The organism is Pseudarthrobacter sp. S3 (assembly GCF_050156905.1).
Lineage (GTDB): Bacteria > Actinomycetota > Actinomycetes > Actinomycetales > Micrococcaceae > Arthrobacter.
In genome coordinates, this window is the sequence record NZ_CP189583.1 from 1,841,828 (window position 1) to 1,860,515 (window position 18,688).

Genomic DNA, 18,688 nt, shown 5'->3' on the forward strand with positions numbered 1-18,688 from the left:
GGGATTCAGCCGATGCGGAGGTTCAGTAGCCGCGCTTCAACCCAGCAGGCCAGGCACGATCAGCAGGGCGGTGGGCAGGGCCAGGAGCAGGGCGCAGCCGGCAAGCACCAGCCCGCGGGCGGCGGCAGGAAGCTGCGGCTGAGGGGACAGCAGCCGGCTGACCCGGGACATGGTGGTCCGGGCAGAACCTGAGACGGCGCCGGCGGGCGCCTCAAGCCCATCCAGGGCAAGGCCGGGGTGCGCGGACGGCAGGGCGGCGGCAGCCACACCCGTCGCCGTACCAGCGGCCATACCTCCGGTGGGGCCGCTGGCCACTATGGCGATCGCCTTGATGAGCGTGGCGTTGCTTTCCGTCTTGAGTGCTACGTCGTCAGCCAGCATTTCGATCAGCGAGTTCACCGCCTCCTGCGCGAGGCGGGTGGTGGGCAGCCAGGGGAGCGCCTGGCGCCACGCGGCAAACGCCCAGAGCAGGAGATGGTGGCGCTGGTTGAGGTGGGCATTCTCGTGGCTCAGGACCGCCCTTAATTCGGCCGGCTCCAGAGCCGCCATCAGGCCGTCCGAGAGCACCGTAACGGAGCGGGCCCCGCCCGGCAGGCAATAGGCAACAGGTGAATCGTGGCTGATGACCACTGTTCGGTCTGCGTCAACGGACGGGGCGGCCAACAGGGCCAGGAGCTCCCGGTGCCGACGCCGCTGCCGTTCGATCCTGTAGTACGTCAGCAGGAGGGTGAAGACCAGGTGGGCGGTGAGCAGCGCCGCCGCGGACAGTGCGAAGAGATGCCAGAAGCCCAGTGCCGTGGTGGGCGCGTTGAAGAGGACCATGGCCGCCAGCCCGTGCAGCCCCGAGATGAGGTTGTCTCCGATCGGTTCGAGCCCGTAGACCAGCATGGCGCCGATCATGGACAGTCCGCCCGCGAGTGCTATTGCCTGCCACAGCAGCATGGCAGTGAATGGTGACCGTGCAGGCCAGGAGGCACGGGAAAGCAGGATAGGCACTGGCCACGCCAGGACTATCGCGAGGACCGCCAGCAGGTACGAGGTCCAGAACATGGTCCCCTAGATGTGGCCAAGCAGTTTGCGCAGGGTTTCCGCTTCACTGTCCGTCACGGAGCCGATGAACCGTGCCAGCACGGCTTCGCGGTCGGGCGCCGAGCCCAGGACTTCATGCATCAGTTCCGCCGTGTGGTCTTCCCTGCTCGAAACGGCCTGGTAGCGGTGCGGCCGCGTACCGCGTTCCCGCTCCACCAGGCCCTTCTTCTCGAGCCGCGAGAGGACGGTCAGGACTGTTGTGACGGCAAGCTCCTTGCCCTCATGCCCTGCGGCATCCCCGCTAGCTTCAGTGGTTGTTGCCAGTCTGTCGCGCAGGGTATTCGCTGTGGCTGCTTCGTGGCCCGCCCAGAGCAGATCCATCACTGCCCGTTCCAGTTCGCCAAGACTTGCCATTGCCATACATCCTTCGATTTCCCCGCACCGGGCCGTTCACGGCCGCGGTGACTGCACCAGCGCTACATATACAAGAACAAATTTACCTGTTTTTCGGCTGAGTTTCTACGTACGGTAGAACAGTCGGCGCGCCGCGGCCTTGTGGGCGCCATTTCCTCATGGAACTGTTGGTTTACAGTGCTGGCCGCATTGTTCTACACTCTGTAGAAGTCAAAGTTCTACGAACCGTAGAAAAGTAGCACCGCCAACCGAGGGACTGCTGTGGAAGCTCTGGAAATCGCACGCTGGCAATTCGGCATCACCACCGTCTACCACTTCATGATGGTGCCCCTCACCATCGGACTGGGCCTGGTGGTCGCCGTGATGCAGACGCTCTGGCACCGCACCGGCAAGGAGGAATACCTCCGGATGACCAAGTTCTGGGGCAAGCTCTTCCTGATCAACTTCATCATGGGCGTGGCCACCGGCATTGTGCAGGAGTTCCAGTTCGGCATGGCCTGGAGCGAGTACAGCCGGTTCGTTGGAGACGTCTTCGGGGCGCCGTTGGCGCTGGAGGCGCTGCTGGCCTTCTTCGTTGAGTCCACGTTCCTGGGCCTGTGGATCTTCGGCTGGAAGCAGCTGAAGCCAGCCATCCACCTGGCCTGCCTCTGGGTGGCCGTGGTGGGATCGGTGTTCTCCGCGTACTTCATCATCGTAGCCAACAGCTGGATGCAGCATCCCGTGGGCGCGAAGATTATCGACGGCCGGCCGGTCATGACGGACGCCTGGGCAGTCTTCACCAACAACACTGCACTCGTGGCCTTCCCGCACACCCTGATGGGCGCACTGGCCGTGGCCGGCGGCTTCCTTCTCGGCATTGCCTGGTACCACCTCTGGCGCAGGCGCACCGACGGAGTCGACGCCGTCGGCGCCGACGGGAAGGTGATTCCCGGTGAAGCAGCCATCCCCGGCCGTGACCGGACCGATTACAAAGTCTGGATCCGCTCCCTGCGGATCGGCGCCGTCGTCGCCATGATCTCGTTCGCCGGCACCGCACTGACCGGCGACCTCCAGGGAAAGTTGATGTTTGAGCAGCAACCCATGAAGATGGCCGCGGCCGAAGCCGCCTGCCACGACGGTACGGGCTTCTCCGTGCTGAGCATCGGGAACCTGGGCTCCAAGAACTGCGATGACATCAAGGCCGTGATCGAAGTACCCGGCATCCTGTCCTTCCTCGCCAAGGGCGACTTCACTACCGAGGTCCAGGGCGTCAACAGCCTCCTGGACCAGTACAAGGCCGACTACGGAACCCACCTGCCCGACAACCCGATCTACGGCGAGAGGGCAGGCCAGGAGATCCAGTACGTCCCGGTCATGGAAGTCACGTACTGGGGCTTCCGGATGATGATCGGCTTCGGGGGTATAGCGGCGCTTGCCGCGCTCCTGGCGCTCTGGGTCACAAGAAAGGGCACGGTACCGGCATCGCGCTGGCTGATGCGCCTCGCGGTGTTCGGCATCCTGGCCCCGTTCGGCGCCAACGCGGCCGGATGGATCTTCACCGAGATGGGCCGGCAGCCGTTTGTGGTGGCCCCCAACCCGGACCTGAACGGCATCGACCAGGTGTTTATGTTCACCGCAGCAGCCGTCTCACCCGGAGTGTCGGCCGGTGAACTGCTGACGTCACTGATCGTTCTGACCGCCGTCTATGCCGCGCTGCTTGTGGTTGAGGTCAAACTACTGGTCAAGTTCATCCGGGGCGGTGTGGTATCCGCGATGCCGGAACTGGCCCACACCCCGGCCGACGAAAACGGGGACACCGACAAGGGCCCTGGCGCAGGCAAACCCGCCGGCGACGTCCTGGCATTCGCCTACTAAGAAGAGCAGAGGATACTCGAGCATGGAACTGCTGCCCACCATCTGGTTCATCGTCATCGCGGTGCTTTGGACCGGATACCTCTTCCTTGAAGGATTTGACCTCGGCGTGGGAATGCTGATGAAACTGTTCGCGCGGAACAACACCGAGCGTCGCGTACTGCTGAACACCGTCGGCCCGGTCTGGGACGGCAACGAGGTCTGGCTGATTACCGCCGGGGCCGCAACGTTTGCGGCGTTCCCGCTGTGGTACGCCTCGCTGTTTTCCGCCCTCTACCTCCCCCTCCTGGTAGTGCTGGTAGCCCTCATCTTCCGTGCCGTGGCGTTTGAATACCGAGGCAAGGGTGACACCGACACGTGGCGCGCGCGCTGGGACTGGGCCATCGCGCTGGGCTCCTTCTTTGCCGCGTTCGGTGTCGGCGCCGCACTGGCCCTGACCACCACCGGCCTGCCGCTGAACGCGAACGGTGACCGCGAAGGCGGTGCGTTCGCCTGGTTCAGCGGGTACGCCGTGCTGGGCGGGCTGGCCGTGGTGGGATTCTCCCTGCTCCACGCGCTGGCGTTCCTCGCATTGAAGACCGACGGCGACATCCGCCACCGTGCGCGCCGCTGGTTCGTCCGGCTGCTTCCGGTCCTGCTGCTGCCCCTGGCCGGCTGGGCACTCATCCTCCAGTTCCTGGAGGGCAAGCCGTGGACCTGGGCAGCGGTGATCGTGGCCGTGGTGGCCGCAGCAGCCGCATGGTTCCTGGCCCGGCGCGGATCCGAAGGCAGGGCATTTATGGCGATGGGGGCCTTCCTCCTCCTCGGCAGCACATCCATTTTCGGCGCCGTTTTCCCCGTGGTGCTGCCCTCCACACTGAACCCTGCGTTTGATCTCACCGTCGCCAACGCGTCGTCGTCCGATTACACGCTCGGGCTCATGAGCGTGGTGGCAGCTGTTGGCCTGCCCCTGGTGGTCACCTACCAGGCGTGGACTTACTGGGTGTTCCGGCGCCGAGTCAACGCGTCCCAGATCCCCGTAGCCCACAGCTTCCTGCCGGCCATTGCCGTCAGGGCGTTCACCACGAAGGGCTGACCGGCCGTGCGCCCTGATTTTCCGGCCGGACCGGCTACCCGTTCCGCCATTTACTGGCTTGGCCTGCTGGCAGCGCTGAAGGCGCTGTCGCTGGTTCTGATGGGGCAGGCCGTGGCTGCCATGCTGGCCGGCCTGGCGTTCGGGAGCGGGTCCTGGCCCGAGCAGTTGCCGTGGGGCCTGGCGGGCGTTGTCCTGAGGTCTGCCACCGTGTGGGCCCAGGGCATCGCAGCGCGCCGCGCCGCGTTGGGCATCAAGGAGGAGCTCCGCGCCGAACTGCTGGCCCGGGCCCTGCGGAACGGTGCACGCAGCACCGGCCCGGCCGACGGCGGGCTGGCCGTGCTGGCCACGCGCGGTCTGGATGCTCTGGACAGCTACTACACGCAGTTCCTTCCCGCCCTCGTGAACTGTGCCGCGATTCCGCTGCTGCTCGGGGCGCGCATCCTGTTCGCCGATTGGGTCAGCGCGGTGGTGATTGTCCTGACAGTTCCGCTCGTCCCGCTGTTTATGGTGCTGATTGGCCGGTACACCGAGGACCATGTCAGTGCGGCCCAGGAAAGCCTGACCCGGCTGTCCGCCCACATGCTTGAGCTCGCCAAGGGCCTGCCGGTCCTGGTGGGACTGGGCCGTGCCACCGCACAGCGCAGGGCCCTCGAGGAGATCTCGGAGGATTACCGCGCCAGGACCATGGGGACACTGCGCACCGCGTTCCTGTCCGCACTGGCCCTGGAACTGATCGCTACGATTTCCGTCGCAGTGGTCGCCGTGTTCATCGGTGTCCGCCTGGTGCACGGCGACATGCCACTCGAAGCCGGCCTGCTGGCATTGATCCTCGCCCCCGACTGCTACCTGCCGCTGCGCGAGCTGGGCACGGCCCATCACGCCAGTGATGACGGCCGGGCCGCCCTGGCCGCGACCAGAAAGGTCACTGAAGCACCCGAGCCGCAGCCGCTGCCCGCACCGGGACGCGAAGCTGCCGCGTCCGACGGCGGCAGCCCGGGCTCCGTGCCCGGGTCCGGGGGAGTGAGAGTCACGGGCCTCACCGTCACCTACTCCGGACGCTCCGCTCCCGCCGTCGGGCCCTTAACTTTCACTGCACCGCAAGGGCTGATCACCGCCCTCGACGGCCCCAGCGGCGCCGGCAAAAGCACTGTCCTTGGCGTGCTGGCCGGGACCGTCGGAGACGGCGGCGGAACCATAGTGTCCGGCCGCCTCGCCGGCCTGCAGCGCGACGCCATCGCCTGGGTTCCGCAGCATCCGGTGATGGTGGCGGACTCCGTGCTCGGGGAGGTCGTGCTGTATCTCGGTGGCGGAATGGGACCTGATACTCCGGCGGCAGCCGGGGCGGCACGGGATTGCCTGGCGGCGGCGGCAGCCGGGCACCTCGCCGGCCACCATCCGGCCGAACTGAGCCCGGGCGAGCTGCGGCGCGTTGCGCTGGCTCGTGGCCTGGCCCGCATCAGGTCCGGTGCCACCGTTCTGCTGCTCGACGAGCCCACTGCACACCTTGACGGGGTGTCGGCGGCGCTGGTGCAGGATTCGATCCGTGCGCTCCGGGGCCAGGTCACCGTCATTCTGGTGGCCCACGACCAACAGACCCGCGAGCTGGCTGACCATCTGGTGCCTGTATCGGCCCACGGCATCACCGTTCCCTCCGGCGGAGCCGTGGTGTTGGCCGGGACCCGGCCCACCGGGACAACCGCGGCGCAGGAGCATGTCCTGGAAACTGTCAGGCGTCACCTGGCGGGGACACAGAACCCTGCCGCCGGGGATCCCCGGCCAAGCCGAACTGCCCGCCTCCTGACCGGACTGCTGTCACCGGTGGCCGGCCGGTTCGCCGGTGCCGCGGCAGTGGGCACCTTTGCCGCTATTTTCGCCGTGGCCCTGTCCGGCCTGTCCGGCTGGCTCATCATCAGGGCAAGCGAACAGCCGCCCATCCTGTACCTGCTCACCGCCATCGTCGGTGTGCGGTTCTTCGGTATCGGACGCGCCGTGTTGCGTTACTGGGAACGGCTCCTGCTGCACGACGCCGTCTTCGGCGCCCTCACCCGGCTGCGCGGCCGGCTCTGGGAAGCACTGAGCCGGAAGGCACTCTCGCTCCGGCGGCTCCTGCAGGGCGGGAACGTCCTGGGCACGGTGATTGACGACGTCGACACCGTCCGGGATCTGTTGCCGCGGGTTGTCCTGCCGCCCGTGACGGCCCTTGCCGTGGCCGGTTCGGCGCTGGTGGCAACCGCCCTGGTGGCGCCTGCTGCGCTCCCTGCCGTTGCCTTGGCAGCGGCGCTCAGCCTGTTCCTGGCGCCGGCCGCGGCCCTGTGGGGGGACCGCCGCTCAGCTACAGCGGAGCAGAGTCTGCGGGCACGCGTCCTGCGGCGCACGTCGGCTGCGCTGGATGCCCGGGCAGAGCTGCACGCGAACGGAGTCGCGGGCACCGTCCTGGACGCGCTGCGCGCCGAGGACCGCCTGGCCACCCGGTCATCGCAGCGTTCCGCGTGGGCCGAAGGCCTCGGCCAGGCCATCACAGTCGCTGCCTGCGGAAGCGCCGCCTTGGCCGCTGCCGTGCTGGCCGCACCCCAGGTACTGGCGGGAACCCTGGAGCCCGCCACTGCCGCGGTTGTTGTGCTGCTGCAGCTGGCGCTGGTTGAACCGTACGCAGCGGTGACGACGGCGGTGCGCCAGTACCCGGCCCTGCGCAGCGTTATGCGCCGGATCGGCGACTCTGGCGTGCTGGACGGCGGCGCCACCGAAACTGGGGCCGGCGACGGACTGCATGCTGTCCCCGCCCGTTCCGGCGCCGCCGCTGGCGTTGAACTGGAAAACGTCGGGGCGGCGTGGCCCGGCGGAGAACTGGTGTTCTCCAGGGTCTCCGCAACGGCCGGACCCGGGACCTGGCTGGCGGTCACCGGACCGTCGGGCGCGGGGAAATCCACGTTGCTCGCCGTCCTGCTGGGATTTCTGCCGGCCGCCACCGGCCGCGCAGCGGTGACAGGGACGGCGGCCTGGTGCCCGCAGGAGGCACATCTGTTCGATTCGACGGTGCGGGGCAACCTCATGCTGGGCGTCCCAGCCGCGGACTCGGTGACGGGCGCTTCCGCTGCTCGCAGCGATGGTACGCCTGCCGATGATGCGCCCACGGCAGGTGACGCCGAGCTGGAAGCGGCGCTGGCCGCCGTCGGCCTCAGCGACTTGGTGTCGCGGCTGCCAGCCGGGCTGGACACCCGGATCGGGCCGGGTGGTTCCTTCCTCAGCGGCGGAGAGCGGCAACGGTTGGCCGTGGCGCGGACCCTGCTGACGGGGGCCGAAGTTATCCTGCTCGACGAGCCCACGGCTCATCTGGACGCGCAGGCGGGACGGGAAATGCTGGCAGACCTCCGCGCCGGCCTGAAAGACCGCACGGTGGTCATGGTGACGCACAATCCGGCGGACATCCAGCCTGATGACGCCCGGCTGGAACTCCCGGCAGCTTCCCGGATGGGCGTGGCTGCTTCGCTGGTGGGCTGAGGCCGGTGGCCTGAACGTCGGGCATGCGCAGCCCGGCGTTCCCTGCCCGGCCTGCCCGGCCTGCCCGGTGCAGCGTCCCCGGCTGAGCCGTCTGCTCCTCAGCCGTCCACATCGTGGAGGTGATGGACGACGTCGTGCAGGAAGTACTGGGCAAGCGTCAGGACCGTGAATTCGGAGCCGTTGCTGCGGACGCCCCGCCGGCCCCACTCGGCTTCCCGGACGCCGGCGAAGGACTCCGCGATCTGTTCACCCTCCGCCGTCAGTTCTGCGCTGACCACGGCGGGATCGGCGTTGGCGTAATCCTTTTCGACGGCGGTGACGTCCTGGTCCCAGTTCTCAAATTGGGCGCCGTCGGCGTCAAGCATGAGGTTCAGCCGCTGGTCGAACAGTGTAAAGACGTCACGGACGTGGCAGGCGTATTCGAGGGCCGCCCACGTCCTGTCATCCGGGCGTTCGGCCACCTCAGGCCTGCGGAGAACAGCCCGCCAGCGTGGCAGCATGTTTTCCACGCTGCCCGGTACCGTGGCCGGCGTGACGGTGGACGCGTCGAAGGAGCACTCGGGGCAGGGCCGGGACAGGACCCAGGTCCAGTCCTTTTCATCAGGAATGATAGGCATGGCAGCAGTCTAGGACGGATCGCTCCACGCCATGGCCGGACCCACCGCATCCACTGACTGGGACAGCGGAATCCCCGAACCGTCCCGCCGGCCGTGCTCCTGCGGCAGCGACCTGGCCACGCCGCCCAGCGATGACGCCTTCGCTGGCCCGTGCCCGGCCCACGCCAACAGCAGCATGTCTTCGCCCTTGAGGAACCTGTGGGCGCGGACGCCTGCAGTCGCACGGCCCTTTGCAGGGTATTCGGCGAAGGATGTGACCTTCGCCGCACCCGGCGCGGTGCCCGGCAGGGCTCCGTTGGTGCCGGCAATGGTGACCACCACGGCGGCGTCGTCGGCGGCGGTGACAGCCCCGAAGAACAGCACCTGGTCCCCGGCGGCCAGCTTGATGCCCACCATGCCGCCGGCCGTCCTGCCCTGGGCCCGGACGTTGGCGGCGCTGAAACGCAGCAGTTGCGCCTCACGGGTCAGGAACACCAGATCAGTCTCCTCAGACCCGGCCGGCGCCACACCCACCACTTCATCCTTGTCCTTGAGCGCGATGATTTCCCAGTCCTCGCGGTTCAGGGGGTAGTCGGGCTGGACCCGCTTGACCACGCCGTGGGCCGTGCCGATGGCCAGCACTTCATCGAGCGGGGCGAACGCCACCAGCGTTTCAGCCTTGAGCAGTGTGATGAAGTCCTTGGCCGGGACACCGCCGGCGAGGTTGGGCAGCCCGGACATGGGTGGCAGTACCGGCATGTCCATGACCTGAAGCCGAAGCATCCTGCCTTGTGAGGTGACCGCGGCTATTTCCCCACGGGCCGAGGACTTGACCACGGAACGGAAAACGTCGTGCTTGGCACGCGGCCCGGACTCGGCGAGGGGATCCTGGTTGGATGTCCGCGCGATCTGTCCCGACGCCGTCAGGATGGCCCAGCAGGGATCGTCCGAGATCTCCAGGGCCAGCGGCGCGGCCTTGCCCTTGCCGTTGGGGGCGGCCGCCAAGGCTGCGGCCACGGTGGGGGAAACGGCCTCGGATTCGAGCAGGACGGTGCGCCGCGGCGTACCGTATTTTTCGGCGATTTCGCTGAGCTCGGAGGACACAAGTCCGCGCAGCCGCTCCTCGGAGCCGAGGATGGCTTCGAGCTCCGCGATCTCGCGGCGCAGCTCCTCCTGCTCCTTTTCAAGCTCGATCCGGGAGTACTTGGTCAGCTGCCGCAGCCGCAATTCCAGGATGTAATTGGCCTGGATTTCGGAAAGATCGTAGATGGACATGAGGCGGACCCTGGCGGCCGCCACCTCATCCGAAGAACGGATGATCTGGATGACCTCATCGATGTCCACGATGGCGATCAGCAGGCCCTCCACCAGATGGAGGCGGTCCTTCTTCTTGCCCAGCCGGAAGGCCGTCCGCCGGCGCACCACATCGATCCGGTGTTCCACGTAGACGGAGAGCAGCTTCACCAGGCCGAGGGTCTGCGGCTGGCCATCCACCAGGGTCACGTTGTTGATGCCGAAGGAATCCTCCATCGGGGAGTAGCGGTAGAGCTGTTGGAGGACGGCGTTCGGGTTGAACCCGTTCTTCAGCTCGATGACCAGGCGCAGGCCATGCTGGCGGTCCGTCAGGTCGACGATGTCACTGATCCCGGTCAGCTTTTTGCTGTTGACCGCGTCCTTGATCTTCTCGATCACCTTTTCGGGGCCGACCATGTACGGCAGCTCGGTGACCACCAGGCCGGTGCGCCGGGCCGAGAGCTGCTCGATCTCCACCTTTGCGCGGGTCTTGAAGGAACCGCGTCCGGTGGCGTAGGCGTCCCGGATTCCGTCCAGGCCCACGATCCGGCCCCCCGTGGGCAGGTCCGGTCCGGGCACAAAGCGCATCAGGTCATCGAGGGTCGCGTCCGGGTGGGCGATCAGGTGCCGCGCCGCGGAGATGACCTCAACGAGGTTGTGCGGGGCCATGTTGGTGGCCATTCCCACCGCGATGCCCGTGGCGCCGTTGACCAGCAGGTTGGGGAACGCGGCCGGCAGGACGTCCGGTTGGGTCAGCTGGTTGTCGTAGTTGGGGACAAAGTCCACCACGTCTTCGTCGAGGTGGGCGGTGAGCGTCAGGGCCGCCGCCGCGAGCCTGGCCTCCGTGTACCGGGGTGCCGCGGGACCGTCGTCGAGGGAGCCGAAGTTTCCGTGGCCGTCAATCAGCGGCAGGCGCAGCGAGAAGTCCTGGGCCATCCGGACCATGGCGTCATAGATGGCGGTATCGCCGTGGGGGTGGAGTTTGCCCATGACCTCGCCCACCACTCGCGCGCTCTTGACGTGGCCGCGGTCCGGACGCAGGCCCATCTCGCTCATCATGTACAGGATCCGGCGCTGGACCGGCTTGAGCCCGTCCCGGGCATCAGGCAGGGCCCTGGAGTAAATCACCGAATACGCATACTCCAGGAAGGAGCCTTCCATCTCGGACGTCACATCAATGTCCACGATGTTCTCGACGAAATCCTGGGGAGCGTCCCCGGCAGGGGCTGGGGTTTGGCGGCGGGCCATGGGGCGGGTGGATCCTTCTGCGTGACTGGTGAAGCAGTGGTCTGGGTGCAGGTGTGGAGGATGAGCTCCGGGCACACGGCCTGCGCCGTGAGTTTGTGGTTAGGCTAAGCCTATGGTGGATCAGCCCGGGGACGGCGAATATCCGGAACATTGGGAAGCTGATGTCGTACTCCGTGACGGTGGAACGGCCCATCTGAGGCCCATCCACCCCAGCGATGCGGACGCGGTCCAGGCTTTCCATACGGGACAGTCGCAGAACTCAATCTACATGCGCTTCTTCGCGTTCAAGGCCCGGCTGTCCAGCAAGGAGCTCAAGCGCTTCACCGAAGTGGACTACAAGGATCGGGTTGCCCTGGTGATTACCTTCGGCGGCGAAATCCTGGGAATCGGCCGCTACGACAGGCTGAATGACCCCCTCGAAGCCGAAGTCGCGTTCAACATCGCCGACGCCCACCAGGGCCGGGGTATCGGCTCAATCCTGCTCGAACACCTTGCCACGGCGGCCCACGAAAACGGGATCCGGCGCTTCAGTGCCGAGGTGCTGCCGGAAAACCGCAAAATGCTGATGGTGTTCGCCGATGCCGGCTACGACGTCAAACGCCATTTCGACGACGGCGTGGTCAGCCTGGAGTTCAACATCGACCCCACCGAAAAGTCCCGTGCAGTGATGGAATCACGCGAGCACCGCGCCGAGGCGAGAAGCGTCCGGGACCTGCTGGCGCCGTCGTCCGTTGCCGTCATCGGGGCGAGCCGCAAATGGGGGACCGTGGGCTACCAGCTGCTGGAACACATCATCGAAGGCGGCTACTCCGGGCAGGTCTACGCCATCAACCCGGAGGCGCTGGAGCTCGCCGGAATGTTGTCCTTCGGCAGGATTTCCGAGGTTCCGGAGCCGGTGGGGCTCGCAGTGATCGCCGTTCCGTATGAGGAAGTGGCCACGGTGGTTGATCAGTGCGCCGCGGCGGGGGTCAAGGGTCTGGTGATCGCCTCCGCGGGCTTCGAGGACGACGGCGAACGCGGCCTCGCCAGCCAGCGCAACCTCGTGCGCAAGGCCAGGGCCAACGGTATGCGGGTGATCGGGCCCGCATCCCTGGGGATCGTTAACACCCATCCCGACGTGAGGCTGAACGCCTCCATGGCGCCCTCACTGCCCAGCCGCGGTGGCCTGGGACTGTTCAGCCAGTCGGCGGCGATCGGTGTGTCGCTCTACGCGGCGTCATACCGCCGCCGGCTGGGCGTTTCCACGGTCCTGTCGGCCGGCAACCGCGCGGACGTCTCGGGCAACGACATGATGCAGTTCTGGGAGGACGACGCCGACACTACCGCGGTGGGCCTCTACCTGGAGTCGATCGGGAACCCCCGCAAATTCTCCCGGATCGCCCGGCGGCTTGCCCGCAGCAAGCCCGTGGTGGTGGCGAAATCGGAAACCATGGGCCTGCGGCTGCCGCCTGGCCACGCCGTGCGTACCACCCAGGCGCCCGCCGGTGCACTGGACGCCATGATGCGCCAGGCCGGCGTCATCCGGGTAGAGACCATCGAACAGCTGATGGACATCACCCAGATAGTGTCCGGGCAGCCGCTCCCGGCGGGGCCCGGACTTGCCATCTTCAGCAACTCCCTGGCGCTGGGCAAAGTGGTGGCGGACAGCGCCGAGGCGCACGGCCTGACCGTGAATGGCATCGTCACCGACGTGGATCTCGACGCCGGCATGTCCCTGTCTCTGCCGGCCCTCCGCCGCAGCCTCCGGGACACCCTCGCGTCCGACGCCGTCCATGCCGTGGTGGCCGCGCTGCTGCCGGTGCGCGGCCTTACGGTGGACCATATCGCCGAGGTCCTGGCCGAATGCTCGGCCGCCGCCGGGAAACCGGTCGTCGCTGCCTTCACCGGCATCCTTGACCCCTCCATCTATGTGGAGGGCATGGTGGGGGCCGAACAGCAGACAGTGCCGTGCTTCTCGAACGCCGGTGCGGCTGTGGCTGCGCTCGCCGCCGTGGTGCGCTACGCGGAATGGGTGGCACGGGACCCCGGTCACTTTGTTCAGCCCGAAGGCTGCGATCCGGAGGGCGCACGGATCCTGCTGGATCAGCTTCTGCACGATGTCCACGAGGAGCAACTCAAGGCCCTGGAACCGGCGTCAGCGGCAGAGCTGCTGGCGCACTACGGCATTGCGGTGCTGCCATCTGCCGGGTTTGACTCTGAAGATGAGGCCGTAGCTGCCGCCGGAAGGCTGGGCTGGCCGGTCGCGCTGAAAACCACGGACCCGGCGCTTCGCCACCGCCTCGACCTGGGGGGAGTCCGCCTCGACATCGAGGATCCGGATTCCCTGCGCCGCAACATCGTGCAGATGCGGCGCTCGCTGGCACCTTACGGTTCCCCGGCACTGGAGGTGCAGTCCATGGCTCCTGTGGGGCAGGCGTGCACGTTCCGGGCCATTGAGGATCCACTGTTGGGGCCGGTGGTCTCCTTCGGGCTGGCCGGGGACGCCGTCAATCTGCTGGATGACTGGTCGCACCGCGTGCCTCCACTGTCCGCCGTGGACGTGAAGGACTTCATCCGCGGACCCCGGGCCGCCCGCAAGCTCTTCGGCTACCAGGGTCTTCCCGCCGTGGATATTGCCGCTTTGGAGGAGGTCGCCGGGCGGCTGGCCTGGATGAAGGACAACCATCCGGAGATCGCGTTGGTGGAATTCAACCCGGTTCTCTGCGGGACTCAGGGCGTGTCAATCCTGGCCGCAGATATCCGGATCGGCAACGCGGCCCAGCGCACTGACAGTGCCCGCCGGGCCATGCTCGGCTGAGCGCGGTTAGCATGTCCCCTGCCGATCTGTGAAAATGGGGGAATGAGCTCACAGCCTTCCCCGTCGACGCCTTCCACCTCCGGCAGTGACAACCAGGCAACCCGCCCGCACAGCTCACACAGCCACACGCCCCAGGGCCAGAGCCTGGACGGTGCGCTCCAGAAGGCGGGTTTCTACCCGCGACTAGTGGCCGACGTCGTTGACGACGCCCTGGACGGCCGCGAATGCGTGGCCCACCTGGTCCACCTGGAAACCCACTTCGACCGGGCCGAGGTCCGCCGCCACATCACGGTGCTGGTCCTGACCGCCGACATGCTGGTGATCACCCACGTGGACGACCAGCAGCTCGACGACGCCGGCGAACAGATCGTGGCCCAGATTTCCACCGAATCCGTGCCCGTCGCGCAGATCCGTTCCGTGGTCCTGAGCTATATGTACTCCCAGCCGCAGGACTACAAGCCTTCGGATCCGGTCCGGGAAGTCACCCTCGCCATTGCCTGGTCCGGCGGGCAGAGGCTGGACATGGGGCCCGCGAGCTGCGGAGACCCGCAATGCGAGGCAGACCACGGTTACAGCGGCACCATTGCCCAGGAGGACATCGTCCTGCGGATCAGCGCTGAAGCCGACGGTGCACAGGCCGTCCAGGACGCCAAACTCTTCGCCCGCGCCCTGCGGGCTGTGAACACCGGCTCCACCGCTCCGGTGGCGCACGCCGGCCAAACGCTCCAGCCCCGGCCCCGGACAGGTGTGTTCGGAAACAGGCTCAGCCGCGGGCATCAGCAGCGCTGAGATGCCGGACCAAGGGAAAACAACGGTCTCCTCAGCCGCTTCCGCAGCGGTTTCCCAAGGGTCCGCCGCGCAACTGAGCATGCCGCCCGCGCCCGCCTTTGGCCAGCGGTCCATCGCGGACGTCCTCACCAGCGCAGCCGCAAGCCTCGGAGTAGAAGGTTTCACCAATACCCTGCGCCTTCCGCCGGCGTCTCGCGTCTGCGTGGTCCTGGCCGACGGCCTGGGCCGGAACCTGCTGAAACAGAAGTCCGCCCACACACCGTTCCTGCGCTCCGTTATGCAGTCCGGTCAGGGGGAAGTTCCGGTATGGCTGGACTCCACCTTCCCCTCGACCACGGCCGCTGCCCTTGCCAGCTTCGGCACAGGCCTCCCTCCCGGCCAGCATGGAATGGTGGGCTACGACGTCCTGGACCCGGACCAGGACAAGGTAGTCAACATGCTCGGCAATTGGGATGCCAAGGTGGATCCCGCCGAGTGGCAGCCGTTCCCTACCGTCCTCGAACGGGCCGCCGAATCACTTAATGTGACCACCGTCAGCCTGCCGCAGTTCGGCGACTCGCCCATGACCCAGGCGGCCCTCCGCGGCGGGAATTTCATCCCAGGAGTGACTGCCCACGCCCGCACGGCTGCCGCCGCTGAAGCCATGGACACCGCCGGAAAGTCCCTGATGTACTTCTACGTCAACGACCTGGATAAGGCAGGCCACCGGCACGGCTGCCAGTCTGAACAGTGGGAACACCAGCTCGAAGAACTCGACGCAACCGTCAAACGGCTGCACGCCTCGCTTCCGGCCGGGACCACAGTACTTCTCACGGCGGACCATGGGATGCTCGACGTCCCGGAACAACAGCGGATCGACTTCTCCGCGGACACGTCGCTTGTTGATGGCGTGCGGCATACAGCGGGGGAGCCGCGGATGGTCCACCTCTACCTTGAGGATCCGGCGGATGCCGCAGGCCGGGAGCGCTTGTTGCGTGCGTGGCGTACCCGTTTCGGCGACAGGATCTGGGCTTTTACCAAGGCGGATGCCGTCGCCGCCGGACTGTTCGGCACACTGCGCCCCGCCGTCGGGCCCCGGATTGGCGACATCATGATTGCCGCGCGTGACGCCCTGGCGCTCTACGACACTCGCCGCGGGCGTCCCGCCGCCATGGAAGTGGTGGGCCAGCACGGCTCGCTGACCAAAGCGGAACGCGAAGTACCGCTGCTGTGCTTTGCGGCCGAAGGCAGGCCACGGCGACGCTGAGGCGTTAGTCCCGTTTGGTCCCGAAGACGATCTCGTCCCAACTGGGAACCGTGGAGCGCTTCGGTTTCGCCGGCTGCCGTTCAGGCTGGTCCGCGTCATGATCGTGGTGCTGGCCGGATCCTGCGTCCTCGGGGCCAGAAGTGTAGGCTGCCCTGCGCGGGCTTCCGCCGCCCAGCAGTTCGTCAAGGCCCACGTTCGGCGCAGGACGCCCCGACCCTGATTCTCCGGGGGCACCGTGTCCTGCGGGACGGGGCGGGGACGCCACGATGGTTATTTCCCTCGTGTCGGTGCTGACTCCGTCGTGCAGTTTCAGGACGTCATCATCGTCAGAGTCCCGGTGCTGCGGGATGAGGCTGAGCCGGGACAGCATTGATGGCCGGACGTCCCGCTTGCGGGTGAGAGGATCTGCTGCGACAGCGGGCGCGGCTTCGGCTGGCACGCTGGACTCGGTGGGAGCCGGCTCCGGTGTTTCCGGCTCGCGGTATTTCTGGTCCCTGGATTCCGGTTCCGGGACCACCTCCGAAGGGCGCGGATGGGCAGCCGGCACGCCGTGGGTCAGGAGCAGGGCCAGGGCGTCGTCGGCGTCTTCGTCGACGCCGAGGCGCTGGCCGCGGCGTGAACGGAGCATATCGAGGAGACCGTCGGATTCCCTGGCCGGCGTGACGGCTTGCGGACCGGTCGCATTGCGGGCGGCCGCAGCTTCTGCATCGGTTTCAAAGTCAAACGGCCGGTCCGAGACCGCAGTGAGGCGGCGGGCCGGGACGGGACCGTCCAGCGGCTCGAGCTCACTGAGTTGCTGAGCCCAACGGTTGGCGTTCTGCAGGGACTTGCGGACCGGACTGAACGTCCATTGCGCAGGCGGCTCCTCGCCGATGCCGGAGGTGCCGTCCCTTGGGGTTTCAAAACGGGCCACCACGGTCCAGTTGCCGTCCTGGCGACGCCAGGAATCCCATTCCACAGTGGAAGGCTCAACCCCGTGGGCTGAAAGCCGGTGGTTGACCATGTCCTGGAGGGACGCCGGGTTGTCGCCAAAAACGGAGCGGTAGGTGTCGTGGCCGGGGGAGGGCGAGGCGACTTCCACCTTCCGCGCCTGCTGCGCTACATACTCCCGTTCGGCAAGGACTGGGCCCTCATACCGCTCGACTTTTGCGAGGGGCAGCCCGGAAAGCTCAGCTACGTCCGCTGCGGTGGCGCCGCTGCGGATCCGTGACTGGATGTCCCGAGGGGACATGGCAGTGGGCGCGGCCGCGGAAGCGGTCTTCGCCGAAGACCGGCTGGCCGTCCGCAGTGCTTCATCGATCGGCAGCTGGAACATCTCGCCGCCGGCACCGCTTAACAGGAGATGCTCCCCGTCGTCGTGTACGCCTACAAGCCGTAGATCCTGCATACAAATCCTCCACCCTGGCATTACTATCAATCGAAACTCTGCCACTCACCGGCACTTATTTGGGTTAGGAGCGAGGGCGCGCCGCGATATTCCGGCACTTTCGGACGCCGTTGCGGCAAACGGCAAGAGGCAAGCGGCACGCGTTTCAGGAGTCCTGGCCGTCCGGACCCGCGCAGAAGTCCGGGTATTGGAACCTGTCCGGCGAGAGTTGCGCCCGCGCAGCGGCACCCGGGCGCCCCTTTCCTCCGGGCTGCTATTTCCGCGAAAGCGCGGCTGTGAGTTCCTCGGGCCGCTTGGACGACGTCAGCCAATAGGGGGTCCGGTCTGACGGGTCCGTAATTTCGATCCGAACCACCGGGTCGATCCAGCCACGGATGCACAGGTAGGCGAGGCCATTGAGCAGGGTCCCCCGCTGGGACGTGGCGTCCTTGCCGCGGAACGCAGCCACTTCGCCAACATAGCGGCGCTCGATCGTGGCACGACCTACCGTCAACGCGTCACTGGTGACAATGATGGTTGGGGTTGACAGCACCAGCAGGACAGCCATGATCGTGAACAGAACGCCGGCGGCCGTGTAGCCTGCAGCCATGCTGATCGGCGCGAAAACGAGGATCCCGGCGCCGGAGATTCCCGCCGTGATCACCCAGATCCAGACGTTCGGCCACAGCCTCTCCCGGAAAACAGCCGGGGTGCCGGCAGTGGGGGTGTCAGGTACGGGTGCGGTGGAGCTGGATTCGGGCATGTCACCAGCTTTCCACCTTTGGCTGGCTATTTCATCTTGGGCTCACACTGCCCTGGCCGGGCGTCCCATCGAATCTAGGACGGAACTGCGGCTGGGCGTTAGAGTGAGTGACTGTGACTGACGAACTTGCCACTGTTGAATCCGTTCCTGACGATGAGCTGTCCGGTTCTGCGCTGGATACAGCCGCAGCCTATGGGGCCCCGACGCTGCAGGTGCAGCTGAAAATGCTCGACGCCGGGCTGGAGGCACCGTCGTATGCCCACCCGGGCGATGCGGGGGCGGACCTGCGGGCCCGCGAAGATCTGGTCCTGGCGCCCGGAGAGCGGAAGCTGGTGGCTACCGGTGTTTCCATCGCGTTGCCGGCCGGCTTCGTTGCCCTGATCCACCCGCGCTCCGGGCTGGCCACGAAGCACGGGCTGACCATCGTTAACGCGCCGGGCACCGTGGATGCCGGTTATCGGGGGGAGATTTCGGTGACTCTCCTCAACACCGATTCCAGGAACGCCATCGAGCTCCGGCGCGGCGATAGAATTGCACAGATGGTGATCCAGCGGGTGGAATATGCCCAGTTTGTCGCCGTCAACGAATTGAGTGAATCGGTACGGGGAGCCGGCGGATTCGGATCCACCGGCGGATTCACCCCGCCGAACGCCTGACACCCGCCGGTGGCGGCAACCAGCGGTGGTTGCCCGCGGCAGCTAAGACTTCCGACGGGACCTCCGG

General features: G+C 66.9%; 13 protein-coding genes. 7 read left to right on the top strand and 6 right to left on the bottom strand.

The annotated features are described in order from the left end of the window. Positions 1 to 36 precede the first annotated feature (36 nt). Together ACQCSV_RS08855 and ACQCSV_RS08860 are read right to left on the bottom strand one after the other, a co-directional pair. The gene (locus tag ACQCSV_RS08855; protein WP_354154320.1) at positions 37 to 1,050 is read right to left on the bottom strand and encodes a M56 family metallopeptidase; all 1,014 of its coding nucleotides are present in this window, start codon (positions 1,048 to 1,050) and stop codon (positions 37 to 39) included. 6 nt (positions 1,051 to 1,056) lie between these two features. Beyond that, the gene (locus tag ACQCSV_RS08860) at positions 1,057 to 1,443 is read right to left on the bottom strand and encodes a BlaI/MecI/CopY family transcriptional regulator (RefSeq protein WP_354154319.1); all 387 of its coding nucleotides are present in this window, start codon (positions 1,441 to 1,443) and stop codon (positions 1,057 to 1,059) included. 261 nt (positions 1,444 to 1,704) lie between these two features. Here ACQCSV_RS08860 and ACQCSV_RS08865 point away from each other — a divergent pair, with 261 nt between their 5' ends. From ACQCSV_RS08865 to cydD, 3 genes are read left to right on the top strand one after another with little or no spacing between them, the layout of a single operon-like run. After that, positions 1,705 to 3,297: a cytochrome ubiquinol oxidase subunit I gene (locus tag ACQCSV_RS08865; RefSeq protein ID WP_354154318.1), complete on the top strand. Its 1,593-nt coding sequence runs from the start codon at positions 1,705 to 1,707 to the stop codon at positions 3,295 to 3,297. Positions 3,298 to 3,319: 22 nt separating this feature from the next. Beyond that, on the top strand, positions 3,320 to 4,369 hold the full coding sequence (gene cydB / locus ACQCSV_RS08870) for a cytochrome d ubiquinol oxidase subunit II (protein WP_354154317.1): 1,050 nt from the start codon (positions 3,320 to 3,322) through the stop codon (positions 4,367 to 4,369). 6 nt (positions 4,370 to 4,375) lie between these two features. Continuing rightward, complete coding sequence (gene cydD / locus ACQCSV_RS08875) at positions 4,376 to 7,867, top strand: thiol reductant ABC exporter subunit CydD (RefSeq protein WP_354154316.1); 3,492 nt, start codon at positions 4,376 to 4,378, stop codon at positions 7,865 to 7,867. Positions 7,868 to 7,965: 98 nt separating this feature from the next. Here the strand turns inward: cydD and ACQCSV_RS08880 are convergent, their stop codons facing one another. Both ACQCSV_RS08880 and ACQCSV_RS08885 read right to left on the bottom strand, forming a co-directional pair. Next, positions 7,966 to 8,484, bottom strand: coding sequence for a DinB family protein (locus ACQCSV_RS08880; protein ID WP_354154315.1), 519 nt, complete (start codon positions 8,482 to 8,484; stop codon positions 7,966 to 7,968). 9 nt (positions 8,485 to 8,493) lie between these two features. Beyond that, positions 8,494 to 11,004: a DNA topoisomerase IV subunit A gene (locus ACQCSV_RS08885; RefSeq protein WP_354154314.1), complete on the bottom strand. Its 2,511-nt coding sequence runs from the start codon at positions 11,002 to 11,004 to the stop codon at positions 8,494 to 8,496. A gap of 112 nt (positions 11,005 to 11,116) precedes the next feature. On the opposite strand from ACQCSV_RS08885, the gene ACQCSV_RS08890 reads away from it, so the two are divergent. The 3 genes from ACQCSV_RS08890 to ACQCSV_RS08900 are packed head-to-tail and all read left to right on the top strand — an operon-like array spanning position 11,117 to position 15,836. Next, the gene (locus ACQCSV_RS08890; protein ID WP_354154313.1) at positions 11,117 to 13,801 is read left to right on the top strand and encodes a GNAT family N-acetyltransferase; all 2,685 of its coding nucleotides are present in this window, start codon (positions 11,117 to 11,119) and stop codon (positions 13,799 to 13,801) included. 42 nt (positions 13,802 to 13,843) lie between these two features. Then, positions 13,844 to 14,590 (top strand): DUF5998 family protein, encoded by a 747-nt coding sequence (locus ACQCSV_RS08895; RefSeq protein ID WP_282330427.1) that lies wholly within the window; start codon positions 13,844 to 13,846, stop codon positions 14,588 to 14,590. Between the two features lies 1 nt (position 14,591). Then, on the top strand, positions 14,592 to 15,836 hold the full coding sequence (locus ACQCSV_RS08900) for a nucleotide pyrophosphatase/phosphodiesterase family protein (RefSeq protein WP_354159034.1): 1,245 nt from the start codon (positions 14,592 to 14,594) through the stop codon (positions 15,834 to 15,836). Between the two features lie 4 nt (positions 15,837 to 15,840). Here ACQCSV_RS08900 and sepH read toward each other — a convergent pair whose 3' ends face one another. Together sepH and ACQCSV_RS08910 are read right to left on the bottom strand one after the other, a co-directional pair. After that, positions 15,841 to 17,223: a septation protein SepH gene (gene sepH / locus ACQCSV_RS08905; RefSeq protein WP_426939481.1), complete on the bottom strand. Its 1,383-nt coding sequence runs from the start codon at positions 17,221 to 17,223 to the stop codon at positions 15,841 to 15,843. A gap of 253 nt (positions 17,224 to 17,476) precedes the next feature. Beyond that, positions 17,477 to 17,965, bottom strand: coding sequence for a DUF3093 domain-containing protein (locus ACQCSV_RS08910; RefSeq protein ID WP_354159030.1), 489 nt, complete (start codon positions 17,963 to 17,965; stop codon positions 17,477 to 17,479). 113 nt (positions 17,966 to 18,078) lie between these two features. On the opposite strand from ACQCSV_RS08910, the gene dut reads away from it, so the two are divergent. Then, the gene (dut, locus tag ACQCSV_RS08915; protein WP_354159028.1) at positions 18,079 to 18,621 is read left to right on the top strand and encodes a dUTP diphosphatase; all 543 of its coding nucleotides are present in this window, start codon (positions 18,079 to 18,081) and stop codon (positions 18,619 to 18,621) included. Positions 18,622 to 18,688 lie beyond the last annotated feature (67 nt).

Bases quoted from the DNA above. Each gene is read 5' to 3' on its own strand.
- ACQCSV_RS08855 (WP_354154320.1), bottom strand. From the start codon at position 1,050: ATGTTCTGGACCTCGTACCTGCTGGCGGTCCTCGCGATAGTCCTGGCG.
- ACQCSV_RS08860 (WP_354154319.1), bottom strand. From the start codon at position 1,443: ATGGCAAGTCTTGGCGAACTGGAACGGGCAGTGATGGATCTGCTCTGG.
- cydB (WP_354154317.1), top strand. From the start codon at position 3,320: ATGGAACTGCTGCCCACCATCTGGTTCATCGTCATCGCGGTGCTTTGG.
- ACQCSV_RS08880 (WP_354154315.1), bottom strand. From the start codon at position 8,484: ATGCCTATCATTCCTGATGAAAAGGACTGGACCTGGGTCCTGTCCCGG.
- ACQCSV_RS08885 (WP_354154314.1), bottom strand. From the start codon at position 11,004: ATGGCCCGCCGCCAAACCCCAGCCCCTGCCGGGGACGCTCCCCAGGAT.
- ACQCSV_RS08890 (WP_354154313.1), top strand. From the start codon at position 11,117: ATGGTGGATCAGCCCGGGGACGGCGAATATCCGGAACATTGGGAAGCT.
- ACQCSV_RS08895 (WP_282330427.1), top strand. From the start codon at position 13,844: ATGAGCTCACAGCCTTCCCCGTCGACGCCTTCCACCTCCGGCAGTGAC.
- ACQCSV_RS08900 (WP_354159034.1), top strand. From the start codon at position 14,592: ATGCCGGACCAAGGGAAAACAACGGTCTCCTCAGCCGCTTCCGCAGCG.
- sepH (WP_426939481.1), bottom strand. From the start codon at position 17,223: ATGCAGGATCTACGGCTTGTAGGCGTACACGACGACGGGGAGCATCTC.
- ACQCSV_RS08910 (WP_354159030.1), bottom strand. From the start codon at position 17,965: ATGCCCGAATCCAGCTCCACCGCACCCGTACCTGACACCCCCACTGCC.